At 67.5% G+C, this 11,911-nt stretch carries 13 protein-coding genes; 4 read left to right on the plus strand and 9 right to left on the minus strand.

The window, feature by feature from the left end:
- Positions 1–12: 12 nt before the first annotated feature.
- Complete coding sequence (locus EV675_RS28015; protein WP_165404806.1) at positions 13–993, minus strand: Bug family tripartite tricarboxylate transporter substrate binding protein; 981 nt, start codon at positions 991–993, stop codon at positions 13–15.
- A gap of 190 nt (positions 994–1,183) precedes the next feature.
- On the opposite strand from EV675_RS28015, the gene EV675_RS28020 reads away from it, so the two are divergent.
- Positions 1,184–1,870, plus strand: a complete 687-nt coding sequence (locus tag EV675_RS28020; protein WP_165404807.1) for a GntR family transcriptional regulator — start codon at positions 1,184–1,186, stop codon at positions 1,868–1,870.
- Positions 1,871–1,877: 7 nt separating this feature from the next.
- On the opposite strand, the gene EV675_RS28025 is transcribed toward EV675_RS28020, so the two are convergent.
- On the minus strand, positions 1,878–2,090 hold the full coding sequence (locus tag EV675_RS28025; RefSeq protein ID WP_130361892.1) for a DUF3820 family protein: 213 nt from the start codon (positions 2,088–2,090) through the stop codon (positions 1,878–1,880).
- A 152-nt stretch (positions 2,091–2,242) separates the two neighbouring features.
- Between EV675_RS28025 and EV675_RS28030 the strand changes: the two genes are divergently transcribed.
- Complete coding sequence (locus tag EV675_RS28030; RefSeq protein WP_242621624.1) at positions 2,243–3,943, plus strand: amidohydrolase; 1,701 nt, start codon at positions 2,243–2,245, stop codon at positions 3,941–3,943.
- Positions 3,944–3,953: 10 nt separating this feature from the next.
- Here the strand turns inward: EV675_RS28030 and EV675_RS28035 are convergent, their stop codons facing one another.
- Positions 3,954–5,123 carry a zinc-dependent alcohol dehydrogenase gene (locus tag EV675_RS28035; RefSeq protein ID WP_130361893.1) on the minus strand — a complete coding sequence of 390 codons (1,170 nt, stop codon included), beginning with the start codon at positions 5,121–5,123 and terminating at the stop codon, positions 3,954–3,956.
- Positions 5,124–5,213: 90 nt separating this feature from the next.
- Between EV675_RS28035 and EV675_RS28040 the strand changes: the two genes are divergently transcribed.
- A complete protein-coding gene (locus EV675_RS28040) occupies positions 5,214–6,221 on the plus strand; it encodes a GlxA family transcriptional regulator (RefSeq protein WP_130361894.1) in 1,008 nt (335 codons plus the stop codon).
- Here the strand turns inward: EV675_RS28040 and EV675_RS28045 are convergent.
- The 3 genes from EV675_RS28045 to EV675_RS28055 are packed head-to-tail and all read right to left on the minus strand — an operon-like array spanning position 6,218 to position 8,593.
- Complete coding sequence (locus tag EV675_RS28045) at positions 6,218–7,393, minus strand: 4-hydroxybenzoate 3-monooxygenase (protein ID WP_130361895.1); 1,176 nt, start codon at positions 7,391–7,393, stop codon at positions 6,218–6,220. The genes EV675_RS28040 and EV675_RS28045 overlap by 4 nt on opposite strands.
- Positions 7,390–8,229 (minus strand): class III extradiol dioxygenase family protein, encoded by an 840-nt coding sequence (locus EV675_RS28050; protein WP_130361896.1) that lies wholly within the window; start codon positions 8,227–8,229, stop codon positions 7,390–7,392. Before EV675_RS28050 ends, EV675_RS28045 begins: the two co-directional genes overlap by 4 nt.
- 1 nt (position 8,230) lies before the next feature.
- A complete protein-coding gene (locus EV675_RS28055; protein ID WP_130361897.1) occupies positions 8,231–8,593 on the minus strand; it encodes a protocatechuate 3,4-dioxygenase in 363 nt (120 codons plus the stop codon).
- 143 nt (positions 8,594–8,736) lie between these two features.
- Between EV675_RS28055 and EV675_RS28060 the strand changes: the two genes are divergently transcribed.
- Complete coding sequence (locus tag EV675_RS28060; protein WP_124690016.1) at positions 8,737–9,276, plus strand: MarR family winged helix-turn-helix transcriptional regulator; 540 nt, start codon at positions 8,737–8,739, stop codon at positions 9,274–9,276.
- An 18-nt stretch (positions 9,277–9,294) separates the two neighbouring features.
- On the opposite strand, the gene EV675_RS28065 is transcribed toward EV675_RS28060, so the two are convergent.
- From EV675_RS28065 to EV675_RS28075, 3 genes are all read right to left on the minus strand, one after another.
- Positions 9,295–10,299, minus strand: a complete 1,005-nt coding sequence (locus EV675_RS28065) for a tripartite tricarboxylate transporter substrate binding protein (protein WP_130361898.1) — start codon at positions 10,297–10,299, stop codon at positions 9,295–9,297.
- Between the two features lie 60 nt (positions 10,300–10,359).
- Positions 10,360–11,412 (minus strand): aromatic ring-hydroxylating dioxygenase subunit alpha, encoded by a 1,053-nt coding sequence (locus EV675_RS28070; RefSeq protein ID WP_165404808.1) that lies wholly within the window; start codon positions 11,410–11,412, stop codon positions 10,360–10,362.
- A gap of 139 nt (positions 11,413–11,551) precedes the next feature.
- Positions 11,552–11,911 (minus strand): zinc-binding dehydrogenase (locus EV675_RS28075; protein WP_165404809.1); only part of this gene is annotated, 360 nt, incomplete at its 5' end.

The following is an 11,911-nucleotide window of genomic DNA, read 5'->3' on the forward strand; positions in this document are numbered from 1 at the left end:
CCATGGCGTTCCTCAGTCGAGTTGAATCTTCACTTCCTTGGCGACGCGTGCCCACTTGCCTCGCTCCGCGTCGATGAAGCGGGCGAACTGCCCCGGCGTGTTGGGCATGGGCAGGAGCCCCTGTCCGCGCAACTGGCGCACCACGTCCGGCTCGGCAAGAATGGCCGCGATGGCCTTGTGCAGCGTGGCGACGATGGCGGGCGGCGTGCCCGCGGGCGCCATGAAGCCGTTCCAGTCGAACATCTCGTAGCCCGGCAGCGTTTCGGCCACTACCGGCGTCTCGGGGAATTCAGCCACCCGCTGGTCGCTGGTAAGCGCCAGTGCGCGCAGCTTGCCCGCCTTGACCATGGGCCAGGCCGGCGGTTGTCCGCCGAAGGTCAGGGTGACGGCGCCGCTGGCGACGCCGGTCAGGGCTTCGGGCGCGGTCTTGAACGGCACGTGGGTGATGGAGATGCCGGCCAGTGTCTTGAAGTATTCGCCCGACATGTGCGAGGCCGTGCCGTTGCCGGCCGACGAGAAGGTCAGCTTGCCGGGATCGGCCTTGGCGGCGGCAATGACGTCGGCGATCGACTTGTAGGGCGACTCCGCGGAAACGACGACCAGCAGGGGCGTGCGGGCCGACAGCATGATGGGCGCGAAGTCCTTGACCGGATCGTAAGGCAGCTTGCTGTACACGTTGGGATTGATGGTAAGCGTACCGATGTGCCCCACGGTCAGCGTATAGCCGTCCGCCGGGGCGCGGGCGGCGGCCCCCAGGCCTATGGTCCCGCCGGCGCCCGCACGGTTCTCGACCACGAACGGCTGTCCGAGGCGCTCGCCCAGGTGTTGGGCGAGCAGGCGCGTGATGGTGTCGGGTGACGAGCCCGCGCCATGTGGAACGATGATGCGCACGGGACGGGTCGGATAGGACTGGGCGGTGGCGCCCTGGGGCGCGGCGGCAAGGACGGTGGCCAGGGCAAGCGCCGTAGCCAGGAACCGGGGGTGCAGCGGCATGGTGTGTCTCCTCGAGGGTTGTAAGGCGTGTTTGCCGTTTTGTATGACAAATATTATTTTTATAGGCAAAAATATGCCATAAAACTGACTTTCAACACAACAATGTAAGACAATTTTGGCGATTGGCCGCATCGTTACAATGCAATTCCCCCTGCCGCAACCATGATCCATGGACCGAAAGAACGCTGCCTTGAGCGAGACCGCCGTGCCGGCCGGCGACCCGGCCCGGCAGCAGTTGGCCGACCGTTTGCGCGATGCCATTACCGAGGGGGTTTATCTTCCCGGCGACAAGCTGACCGAACGGGAGCTTTGCGAACGTTTCTCCGCCAGCCGCCCGTCGATGCGCGAGGCCATTCGGCAACTCGACGGCGAAGGCCTGCTGGAAGTCGCGCCGCATCGCGGGCCCGCCGTGCGGGCGATCGACGAAGCGCAATTCCATGAGTTGCACGAAGTCCGGGTGGCGTTGCAGAAACTGGCGGCCGCCTGTTTCGCGGTGCGCGGCACACCTGAGCAGATGGACGCCTTCGGCCTGCGCATCGACGAATTCGAACAGGCGCTCGTCTCGCGCGACGTCCCGCGCATACGCGCGACCAAGCATCAGTTGTTCGAGGCTTTCGTCGACGGGGCGCGCAACGAGCCGCTCGCGGCCTTCATCCGCAAGATCAACGCGCGCCTGGGTTTCCTGTGGGCATCATCGATGAATCATCCGAACCGGCCGGCGGAAAGCGTGGATGAGTTCCATCGTCTTCTGGACGCGATACGCGAACGCGACCCGGAAGCCGCGCAGGCAGCCATCGTGCTTCAGAACCAGCGTGCCCGCGCCGTCGGGCTGCATGCGCTCGAGCTGTTCCAGAAGCGGCGCCGCGCGCCGTCGTGAATGCGTGTTAGCGCTGGCGCAACGGCGCCAGCAGGTGCGACAGGCCGTTATGGTCGATCTCGTGCATCAGCGCCAGCAGGCGCCCCAGTTCGCCGGGCGGAAAGCCCTTGCGGGCGAACCAGGCCAGATAAGGGCCGGGCAGATCGGCGATCAGTCTGTCCTTGTATTTGCCGTAAGGCATGGCGACGGTTACCAGGCGTTGCAGATCTTCGGGATTCATGAATGGGGAGGCGTGGAAGCCCTGATGGGCCACGCCCGCATTGTGCACGAAGCGCGGGCTCCGTGACATGCGCCGCCACGGCGATAAGTATTTGACATTTAAAGATTGTCGGGATCACACTGGCGCCTTCCGACGACAAGGGAGGGCGGGCCATGGATGCGATGCTTGGCGGGACTTGGGGACGGGGCGTGGTCGTGGCGGCGGTGGCGGGGCTGCTGGCCGCGTGCGCGGCGAGGGGGCCGGGCGGTGCGCCGCCACCGGAGGCCGCGGACGCGGTCTACGTCAACGGCAAGGTCGCTACCGTCGATGCCGCTTCTTCCGTGGTCCAGGCCTTCGCGGTGCGCGGGGGCCGGTTCGTCGCGGTGGGCACGACCGAGCGCATCATGGCCCATGCGGGGCCCGCCACGCAGGTGGTCGACCTGCGCGGCCGCACGGTCGTGCCCGGCCTGGCGGATTCGCACCTGCATGCCGTGGGCGGCGGCCCTGGCATCGATCTGTCGGCCACGCGCTCGATCGCCGAGCTGTCGGCCAAGGTGGCCGAGGCGGCCAAGGGCGCCCAGCCGGGACAGGTGCTGGTGTCCAACAGCGACTGGCACGAGGCCCAACTGAAGGAGCAACGGCTGCCCACCGCGGACGAACTGGAAGCCGCCGCGCCCGGCGTGCCGGTGATCCTGGTGCGCGGCGGCCATAGCTATTTCCTCAACAATACGGCGCTGGCCAAGTACGGCATCACGCCGGCGACGCCGGTGCCGCCGGGCGGCGCGATTCCGCGCAACGCCGCCGGACGCCTGACCGGCGAGCTGACCGACACGGCCAAGCGTCTCGCACCGCTGCCGCCTCCGCCCCCGATGACGCTGGAGCGGCTCGAGGCGCAGCAGAAGAAACTGAACGAATACGGCCTGACCAGCATCCGGATACCGGGCACGAACGTGGCGGCCTACCGTCAGTTCCAGCAACTGCGCGACAGCGGCAAGGCCACGGTCCGCTACAGCATCCTGTTCCGTCCCAAGGACCTGGCCGACTTCCGCTCCAGCATTGTCGGAGGCGGTATCCGGCAGGGCGAGGGCGACGAATGGGTCAAGGTCTGGGGCATCAAGATCAGCGTGGACGGCGGATTCGAAGGTGGCTACATGACCCGGCCCTACGAAGGGGAGATGGGCAAAGGCGGCACCTACTACGGCTTGCAGACCATTCCGCAGGCGACGTTCAACGACTATGTGGCGGGCATCAACCAGGCCGGCTGGCGCGTGGCGGTGCACGCGGTGGGCGATGCCGCCGTGGACGAGGTGCTGCAAGGCTACGAGCGGGCCCATGCCCGGCGCGACATCCGCGCGCAGGGCTGGACCATCGAGCATGCCTTCATCACGCGCCCCGATCAGTATCCGCGCATCAAGGCGATGAACCTGAGGATGTCGGTGCAGGATCATCTGTACCTGGCCGCGCCGGTGCTCAAGCGCTACTGGGGCATGGAGCGGGCCTCGCAGGTCACGCCGCTCAAGACCTACATGGAGCAGGGCTTCATGCTGGCGGGCGGCACCGATTCGCCGGTGATCCCGGTCAATCCGTTCTGGGCCATGTACCACTTCCTGACGCGGGACACGATCTCCGACGGCGTCTACGGCGCCGACCAGGCCGTGCCGTCGCGCGACGCCGTGCTAAGGCTGATGACGATCAACAACGCGCGCCTGACCGACGAGCAGGATATCAAGGGATCGATCGAGCCCGGCAAGCTGGCGGATTTCGTCGTGTTGTCGGCCGACTATCTCAGCATTCCGGCGGCCGAGGTGCAGCGGCTGAAGGCGCTGGCGACCTACGTGGGCGGCCGGCAGGTGTACCGGGCGGCGTCGTTCTGAAGCCGGGAGTCTAAGGTTTCAGGACCACCTTCACGCAGCCGTCCTCCTTGTCCCGGAAGATCTCGTACATGTCCGGCCCGTCCTCCAGCGCTTCGCTGTGGGTGATGACGAAGGAGGGGTCGATCCGGCCTTCGGCGATCAGTTCGAGCAGGGCCTGGCTCCAGCGCTGGACGTGGGTCTGGCCCATGCGCCAGGTCAGGCCCTTGTTCATCGAGGCGCCGAAGGGAATCTTGTCGATCAGCCCGCCATAGACGCCGGGAATGGACAGCACGCCGGCCGGGCGGCAGACGTAGATCATTTCCCGCAGCACGTGCGGGCGGTCGCTTTCCAGCATCATCGCCTGCTTGGCCCGGTCGTACATGGCATCCAGCGAGCGCGCGGCGTGCGACTCCAGGCCCACCGCGTCTATGCATTTCTCCGGCCCCTTGCCGCCGGTCAGGTCGCGCAGGCGGTCGACCACGCTTTCCTGGTCGAAGTCGATGGGGGTGGCACCGGCCTGGGCCACCATGGCCAGCCGCTCGGGAATGTGGTCGATCACCACGACCTGCCGGGCGCCCTGTAGCTGGGCGCTGCGCATGGCCATCAGCCCCACCGGGCCGGCGCCCCAGATGGCGACCGTGTCGGTGGGCTGGATGTCGCACTGGGCCGCGGCCTGCCAGCCGGTGGGAAGAATGTCGCCCAGGAACAGCACTTGTTCGTCCGCCAGGCCGGTGGGCACCTTGATGTGGGTGGTGTCGGCATGCGGTACGCGCACGTATTCGGCCTGGCCTCCCGCGTAGCCTCCTGTCAGGTGGGTGTAGCCGAACAGGCCCGCCGTGGAATGTCCAAAGACCTTCTCTGCCAGTTCCTTGTTGCGGTTGGTGCGTTCGCACACCGAGTAGTTGCCGCGCCGGCATTGTTCGCAGGCGCCGCAGGCGATGGTGAAGGGCACGACGACGCGGTCGCCCACCTTCAGGTCGCGTGTGTCCGGGCCCGCCTCGACCACTTCGCCCATGAATTCGTGCCCCATGATGTCGCCGGCTTGCATGCCGGGAATGAAACCGTCGAACAGGTGCAGGTCGGAGCCGCAAATGGCGCAGGCGGAGACCTTGACGATGGCATCGCCCGGTTGTTCGATGCGCGGGTCCGGCACGGTGTCGTACCGGATGTCCTTCTTGCCATGCCAGCACAGTGCTTTCATGACGTTCTCCTTCGTCGTACGCGCCGGTTTGCGCGACCCTGGTCGCGCAGCAAGCGCCGTGCCGTCCGCCTCGCGCACTAAAATCCACGCATGAGCAGCCATTTCCGTGTCCGTCGCGTCGATATCGTCGTCTATCCGGGGTTCAAGTCGCTGGAGGCGATCGGTCCGCTATGCGTGTTCGACTACGCCAACGTCCATCTGCGCAAACGCGACCTGCCGCCGGCCTATCAGGTCGAGATTGCCGCGCCGCAACCCGGGGCCGTGCAGTCGGATACCCTGATGTCGCTGCATGCCGGCAAGGGCCTGGACAGCGGCGACCTGCCCGATGCCGCCATTCTGGTGGGCGCGCGCAACATCGAGGAGGCCATGCGGCATTCGCCGGCCATCGTCGACTGGGCGGCGGCGGTCGCGCCCCGCATCGCGCGGCTGGCCGCGTTGTGCTCGGGCAGTTTCTTTCTTGCTGAAGCAGGCCTTCTGGACGGCCGGCGCGCCACCACGCACTGGAGCGTGTCGCGCCTGCTCCAGCAGCGCTATCCGCGCATCGACGTGCAGGCCGATGCCATCTACATCCGGCAGGGCAACCTCTGGACCTCGGCCGGCGTCACGGCCGGCATCGACCTGGCGCTGGCCATGGTGGAAGAGGACTGCGGCCGTGATCTGGCCCTGGAGGTTGCGCGGGACATGGTGGTCTACCTGAAGCGTCCTGGCGGGCAGTCGCAGTTCAGCATGCACCTGAATAGCCAGACCACCAGCCATCCGGGCATACGCAAGACCCAGGACTGGATTCTGTCCAACCTGCACCAGCCGCTGGCCGTTTCCGACCTGGCCGCCCATGCGGCCATGAGCCTGCGCAATTTCACGCGCGTGTTCGTGCGCGAGACCGGCTCCACGCCGCAGGCCTTCGTCGAGACGGCAAGAGTGGACCTGGTGCGCCGGCTGCTCGAGGATGCGGCCTTGCCGCTCAAGACCGTGGCCGCACGGGCGGGCTTCGGCTCGGACGCCCAGTTGCGCAAGGTGTTCCAGCGCCACCTGGGCGTCACGCCCCGCGCCTACCGCGAGCGCTTCGCCAGCGCGGGCGGCAGCGGCGGGGAAGGCTAGGCCTCGATCGGCAACCCGGTGAAGTTCTCCGAGAAGGCCCGCCGGCCCGGCTCGGATCCCGTCATGTAGTCCAGGTCGGCCCGTTGCAGGCGCCGGGCGAAGTCGCTCTGCCCCGGGAAGCTATGCACCATGGTGCACAGTCCGGCCGAGAAGCGGTGCACCAGCCACATGCGCCGCAGGCAGGTTTCCGAATAGCTGTCCAGGAGCCGGGTAGAGCCCTGGCGGTAATACGCTGCCAGCGCGCGGCCCAACACGCGTATGTCCGCCACGGCGGAGTTCAGCCCCTTGGCCCCGGTGGGCGGGACGATGTGCGCCGCGTCGCCGGCCAGGAACAGGGCGCCATGGCGCAGCGGCTCGACCTGGAAGCTGCGCATGGCGGTCACGCCCTTCTGCACGATGGGGCCTTCGATCAGCGGCGGCATGCCGGGAACGTCCAGGCGTTCGTGCAGCGCGCTCCAGATGCGGTCGTCGGACCAGTTGTCCGGATCGTCGTCCGGTTCGCATTGCAGGTAGAGGCGGCTGCGCGTGGGGGAGCGGAAGCTCAGCATGGCGAAGCCGGTCTCGTGGCAGCCCCAGGTGACGTCGGGCGCGGCCGGCGGGACCTCGGCCAGGATGCCCAGCCAGCCGAAGGGATAGACGCGGTCGTAGGCCTTCATCACGGACGCCGGGATGGCGTCGCGGCAGATGCCGTGGAAGCCGTCGCAGCCCGCGATGAAGTCGCAGCGCACCGGCCTGCCTTCCGGGCCGGCCAGGATGGTGGGCGAGGGGCCTTCCAGGTCCCGGATGGCGGTGACCGGGGTGTCGAAGCGCAGGTCGCCGCCGGCGGCCAGCCGTGCCTCGATCAGGTCGTGCACCACTTCATGCTGGGGATAGACCATGACCGTGCGGCCGATTTCCTGCGCGAAGTCTATGCGGTGCGAGGCCTGGGCGTAGCGGAAGTCGAGGCTGGTCTGCGGCATGCCCAGGCGCCGCATGCGTTCGCCCAGTCCGACCTCGGCCAGCAGATCGACCGTGCCTTGTTCCAGCACCCCGGCCCGCAGGCGCTGCTGCACGTGTTCGCGGCTGCGGTTGTCGAACACGATGGATTCGATGCCTTCCCGATGCAGCAGGTGGGAAAGCAGCAGTCCGGCGGGGCCGGCCCCGACGATGCCGACCTGGGTACGCTCGCTCATACCGGCTCCTCCAGCGTGATCAGGCCCATGCCGGTGGTCATGGGGGCGTAGTAGTGGCGGTGGACGCGCCGCGCCCGGTTCGACAGCGCGCCGCGCATGACCAGCCACATGATCAGCTCGATACCCTCTGCGCCGTAGCGTTCCATCAGCGTCTGGTGGGTGAGCTCGCACAGGCTGTCGGGGTCGCGTTCGATGCGGTCCAGGAAGTCCTGGTCCCAGTCCTGGTCCATCTTGCCGAAGTGGGGGCCGGTCAACTGATGGGACATGCCGCCGGTGCCCAGGATGACGACGCGCAGATCGGCCGGGTAGGATTCGACGGCCCGCCGTATGGCCTGGCCCAGCCGGTAGCACCGGCGCGCGGTGGGCAGAGGATGCTGCAGCACGTTGACGGCGAAGGGCACGGCCGCGACGTTCCACCCGGGCGTGTGGTCGAAGCACAGGTGCATGGGCACGAGGAAGCCGTGCTCGACCCGCATTTCCTGGCAGACCGTCAGGTCGAACTCGTCGTAGACCAGCGCTTCGCACAGGTGCTGCGAGAATTCCAGGTGGCCGTCTATGGGCGGCAGCGGGCGCACGCCGAAGCCTTCGTCGGCGATGTCGTAGCGGTCGGCCGCGCCCACGGCGAAGGTCGGATATTTGTCGAAGAAGAAATCGGCGCCGTGGTCGTTGTAGACCATGATGGCCACGTCGGGCTTGAGCGCTTCCAGCCACTCGCGCACCGGGATATAGGCGTCGAACAGGGGGCGCCAGGCCGGCGTGGCCTGCTTGCCACGGTCGTAGGCCGCGCCGATGGAGGGCACGTGAGAAGTGCCTATGCCTGCGATGATGCGTCCCATGTCAGACCGCTCCCTTGTCGTTACGGGTGGCCAGGAAGGCCTCGTAGCTTTCTCCGCGCATCCGCGCGCCCATGACGTAAAGGCCGTTGCCGGTGACCACGCCCAGCTTGAGCAGGAAGTAGATGTTGGCGCCGGCGTCGAGCAGGCCGGTGAAATCGCGCGCGCGTATCAGCGCCTTCTGTTCGTCGGACAGGCCGAAGCGGGTCATGTAGGCCTCTTCGTCCGCCCGGTAGGCATCGCGGTTGGCGGCCTCGCTGAGCGAGTTGCAGAGCTTGTTGATGCGGTATCCCTTCCATGAAAGACGCAGGTCGAAGACGTGCGAATCGGCGATCGGCCGTGTCCGGTCGCGTTGGGGAAATGCCATGGGAAATGCTCCTTGGGTAGAGGGAAAACGACCAGTGCCGCGCCGGCTTGCGGCGTTGCGGCTGCCGGGCTTTTTATGGAGAATGACTCTAGCTTTCATGTCCTTGATTGTTCTAATCAACCGCCGTCGGCACAGGAGCAGCCATGTCCTTCGAGCAGCCTGCAAATTGCGAGGAACTCCTGAACTACCGGATCGCCAGGCTGCTGTCGGTCAGCGGGGCGCTGGTGATCCGGTTGTGCGAAGGCCGCTACGGCATCAGCCGGCGGGAATGGCGCTTGATCGCGATGCTGGCCGACTACGGCACGCTGGCGCCTTCCGAACTGGCCGAACGCGCGCATACCGACCGGCCCCTCGTGTCCCGCGCCATCAGCGACCTGGTCGCCAAGGGGCTGGTGTCGCGGGTCGGCCGCAGCAGCGACCGGCACCGCGTGGCCATCGAACTGACCGACAAGGGCAGGGCCCTGCACGCCGAGCTGTTTCCCATCACCGCCGACATCAACGGACGCATCCTGCAAGCACTGGGGCCGGAAAGAATCCGGGAGCTCGACGACATGCTGAACGTCCTGACCCGCACGGCCGAACAGATCAACCAGGACTACCCGCTCAAGGAAAAGGCCGATCGCCGGAACGGCGGGAGCCGCCAGTGGACCTCGTCGAAGCCGGACCTGGCGGGCGTCTGGTAGGCCGCCCGCGCCGGCCTGTCAGTTGTTCGACGTGGCGCCCGAGGCCTTGATCAGGCGCGCCCATTTCGTGATTTCCGCTTGTTGGAATTGGCCTAGCTGCTCCGGCGAGGACGCCGAGACCGTCAGCCCTTCCTGCACGAATGCGGCCCGCGTCGAGGGCTTGCCCATGGCACGCGCGATCTCGTGGTTCAGCTTGAGCACGATGTCGGCCGGCGTGCCCTTGGGGGCGAACACCGAGAACCACAGCACGATTTCGTAGCCGGGAACGCCGGCCTCGATCATGGTCGGCAGTTCGGGCGCGGCGGGCGAGCGTTCGCGGCTGGTCACGGCCAGCGCCCGCAACTTGCCGGAGCGCACGATGGGCATGCCGATCGCGACCGAGTCGAACAGGATGTCGGCATGGCCGCCCATGACGTCGCTGACGGCCTGCGCCGGACCGCGCGCGGGGATGTGGACCATGTCGATGCCCGCCAGCGACTTGAACAGGTCGCCCGACATGTGGCCCGAGGTACCGATGCCCTGCGAGACGAAGTTGAGCGAGCCGGGCTTGCGCTTGGCGAGCTGTATCAGCTCCTGCACGCTGTGCGCCGGGACCGAGGGATGCACCATGAGGACGTTGGGCACCGTCGCCAGCAGGCTGACGGGCTCGAAGTCGCGCACCGCGTCGTAGGGCAGGTTGGCAAGCAGGGTGACGTTGATGGCGTGGGTCGCATGGGTGCCCAGCAGGATCGTGTAGCCGTCGGCGGGCGCCTTGGCCACCAGATCGGCGCCGATGGTGCCGCCCGCGCCGGGCTTGTTTTCCACGATGACCGGCTGCTGCCAGGCTTCCTGCAGGTCATGCGCCACGCTGCGCGCCAGCTTGTCGGTCAGCCCGCCGGGCGTGAAGGGAACGACGAGGCGGATGGGCTTGCTGGGGTAGGCGTCGGCGGCGCCGGCACAGGCCTGCGTCGCCGCCAGGGCGAGCGCCAGGCCGGCCAGCAGCGGCGAGGCTCGGTGGAAACGAGGGTATGGACGGTGGGACATGGTGGCCTCCTTGGGCGGCACGCAAGCGGAACGGGTGGGTGGGCGGGGGACCGGCGGGCGTCAGGACGCTGTCGAGGTCGCGGGGGCGGCCGCGGCGTCGGCGGCCGCCATCTTCTCGATCATGCGGCGGGCGCGGCTCGGGCCCGCGTCGATGCGCAGCCAGGCCAGTTGGCGCACGCCTGTGGCATCCTGTTCGCGCTGCATGGCGGACACGATGACGTTGTCCTCTTCAAAGGTACGGCCCATGTCGCGCATCAGCCGCTCGTCGAGTTCCTGGTCGCCCACGCCGAAGTTGCGCACGTGCAGCCAGAAGAAATGCGTGGCCGTGTCCGTCTCGGGCGTCAGGAACTTGTAGCTGAACGCGCGCAGGCCGCGGTCCATGTTCGCTTCCGTATGCTCCTGGCCGGCCTGCATCGTCACCACGTCCACGCGCGAGGTGCAGGGCGGGAAGAAGTGGTAGTACTGGCAGCGGTCGGCCAGCCCGCTGAAGTTGGCGTTCTTGCGGTCGATGGGCGGCGGCTCGGCATCGAGGGTCCAGCGGTAGGTCACGATGTGTCCCTCGCTTTCCTCGATGACGGGAGCAATGTCGCTCGATGCCGGATTGCCGATGGTGCCCGGATGGACGTAGGTCGTGTGCGCGGGGTCCTGCAGGTTCTCGACGATGTTCAGGTAGTGCGAGCGGTGGTGCTGCGGCGCGCCCCAGATGACCGTCCAGCCCGGCGCGCCATAGCGTTCGATGGCGGGGATGAGCCCGGGGTCGGCCTGTTCCGGGTCGCCCATCCAGATCCAGGCGGCGCCGTATCGTTCCGTGACGGGAAAGCTGCGGACGCGCGCGGCGGGGGGGATGTTGGCCTGGCCGGGAACGTGCACGCAGGCGCCGGTGTCGTCGTAGCGCAGGCCGTGGTAGCCGCATTGCAGCGTGTCGTCCACCACGCTGCCCAGCGACAGGGGCACGAGGCGGTGCGCGCAGCGGTCCAGCAGGGCCGCGAGCCGGCCGTCGCGCCGGCGGAAGGCAACGACGGGTTCGTCCAGTACCCGCCGGGCGAAAGGCCCGGTGCCGATTTCTGCGGTCCAGCCCAGTACGTACCAGGCGTTGCGAACGACGTGCTCCACGAACGAATCTCCTTGAACCGGACCGCCACGGCGTGGCGGCTTCGATGCGGGAGACTCTATCGGCGGGGAAGCGAATTGTTCTATACAACGACGGGCGGGGGTTTTCCCGCCCGTCGCCTGATCAGGCCGGAGACTTGGATCAGTACAGCACGACCGAGCGTATCGACTGTCCGCTCTTCATGAGGTCGAATCCCTCGTTGATGCGTTCGAGGGGCAGGGTGTGGGTGATCAGTTCATCGATCTTGATCTTGCCGTCCATGTACCAGTCGACGATGGTGGGAACGTCGGTGCGGCCGCGGGCGCCGCCGAAGGCCGAGCCCTTCCACTCGCGGCCCGTGACCAGCTGGAAGGGGCGGGTGGCGATCTCGGCGCCGGCGGCGGCCACGCCGATGATGAAGGACTGCCCCCAGCCCTTGTGGCAGCACTCGAGGGCCTGGCGCATGGTGGTGGTGTTGCCGATGCACTCGAAGCTGTAGTCGGCCCCGCCGTCGGTAAGCTG

It is taken from the genome of Pigmentiphaga kullae, from assembly GCF_004216695.1.
Classification (GTDB): Bacteria; Pseudomonadota; Gammaproteobacteria; order Burkholderiales; family Burkholderiaceae_B; genus Pigmentiphaga; species Pigmentiphaga kullae.

Bases quoted from the DNA above. Each gene is read 5' to 3' on its own strand.
- EV675_RS28035 (WP_130361893.1), bottom strand. From the start codon at position 5,123: ATGAAAGCACTGTGCTGGCATGGCAAGAAGGACATCCGGTACGACACC.
- EV675_RS28055 (WP_130361897.1), bottom strand. From the start codon at position 8,593: ATGGCATTTCCCCAACGCGACCGGACACGGCCGATCGCCGATTCGCAC.
- EV675_RS28060 (WP_124690016.1), top strand. From the start codon at position 8,737: ATGTCCTTCGAGCAGCCTGCAAATTGCGAGGAACTCCTGAACTACCGG.
- EV675_RS28065 (WP_130361898.1), bottom strand. From the start codon at position 10,299: ATGTCCCACCGTCCATACCCTCGTTTCCACCGAGCCTCGCCGCTGCTG.
- EV675_RS28030 (WP_242621624.1), top strand. From the start codon at position 2,243: ATGGATGCGATGCTTGGCGGGACTTGGGGACGGGGCGTGGTCGTGGCG.
- EV675_RS28050 (WP_130361896.1), bottom strand. From the start codon at position 8,229: ATGGGACGCATCATCGCAGGCATAGGCACTTCTCACGTGCCCTCCATC.
- EV675_RS28040 (WP_130361894.1), top strand. From the start codon at position 5,214: ATGAGCAGCCATTTCCGTGTCCGTCGCGTCGATATCGTCGTCTATCCG.
- EV675_RS28015 (WP_165404806.1), bottom strand. From the start codon at position 993: ATGCCGCTGCACCCCCGGTTCCTGGCTACGGCGCTTGCCCTGGCCACC.
- EV675_RS28045 (WP_130361895.1), bottom strand. From the start codon at position 7,393: ATGAGCGAGCGTACCCAGGTCGGCATCGTCGGGGCCGGCCCCGCCGGA.
- EV675_RS28025 (WP_130361892.1), bottom strand. From the start codon at position 2,090: ATGAATCCCGAAGATCTGCAACGCCTGGTAACCGTCGCCATGCCTTAC.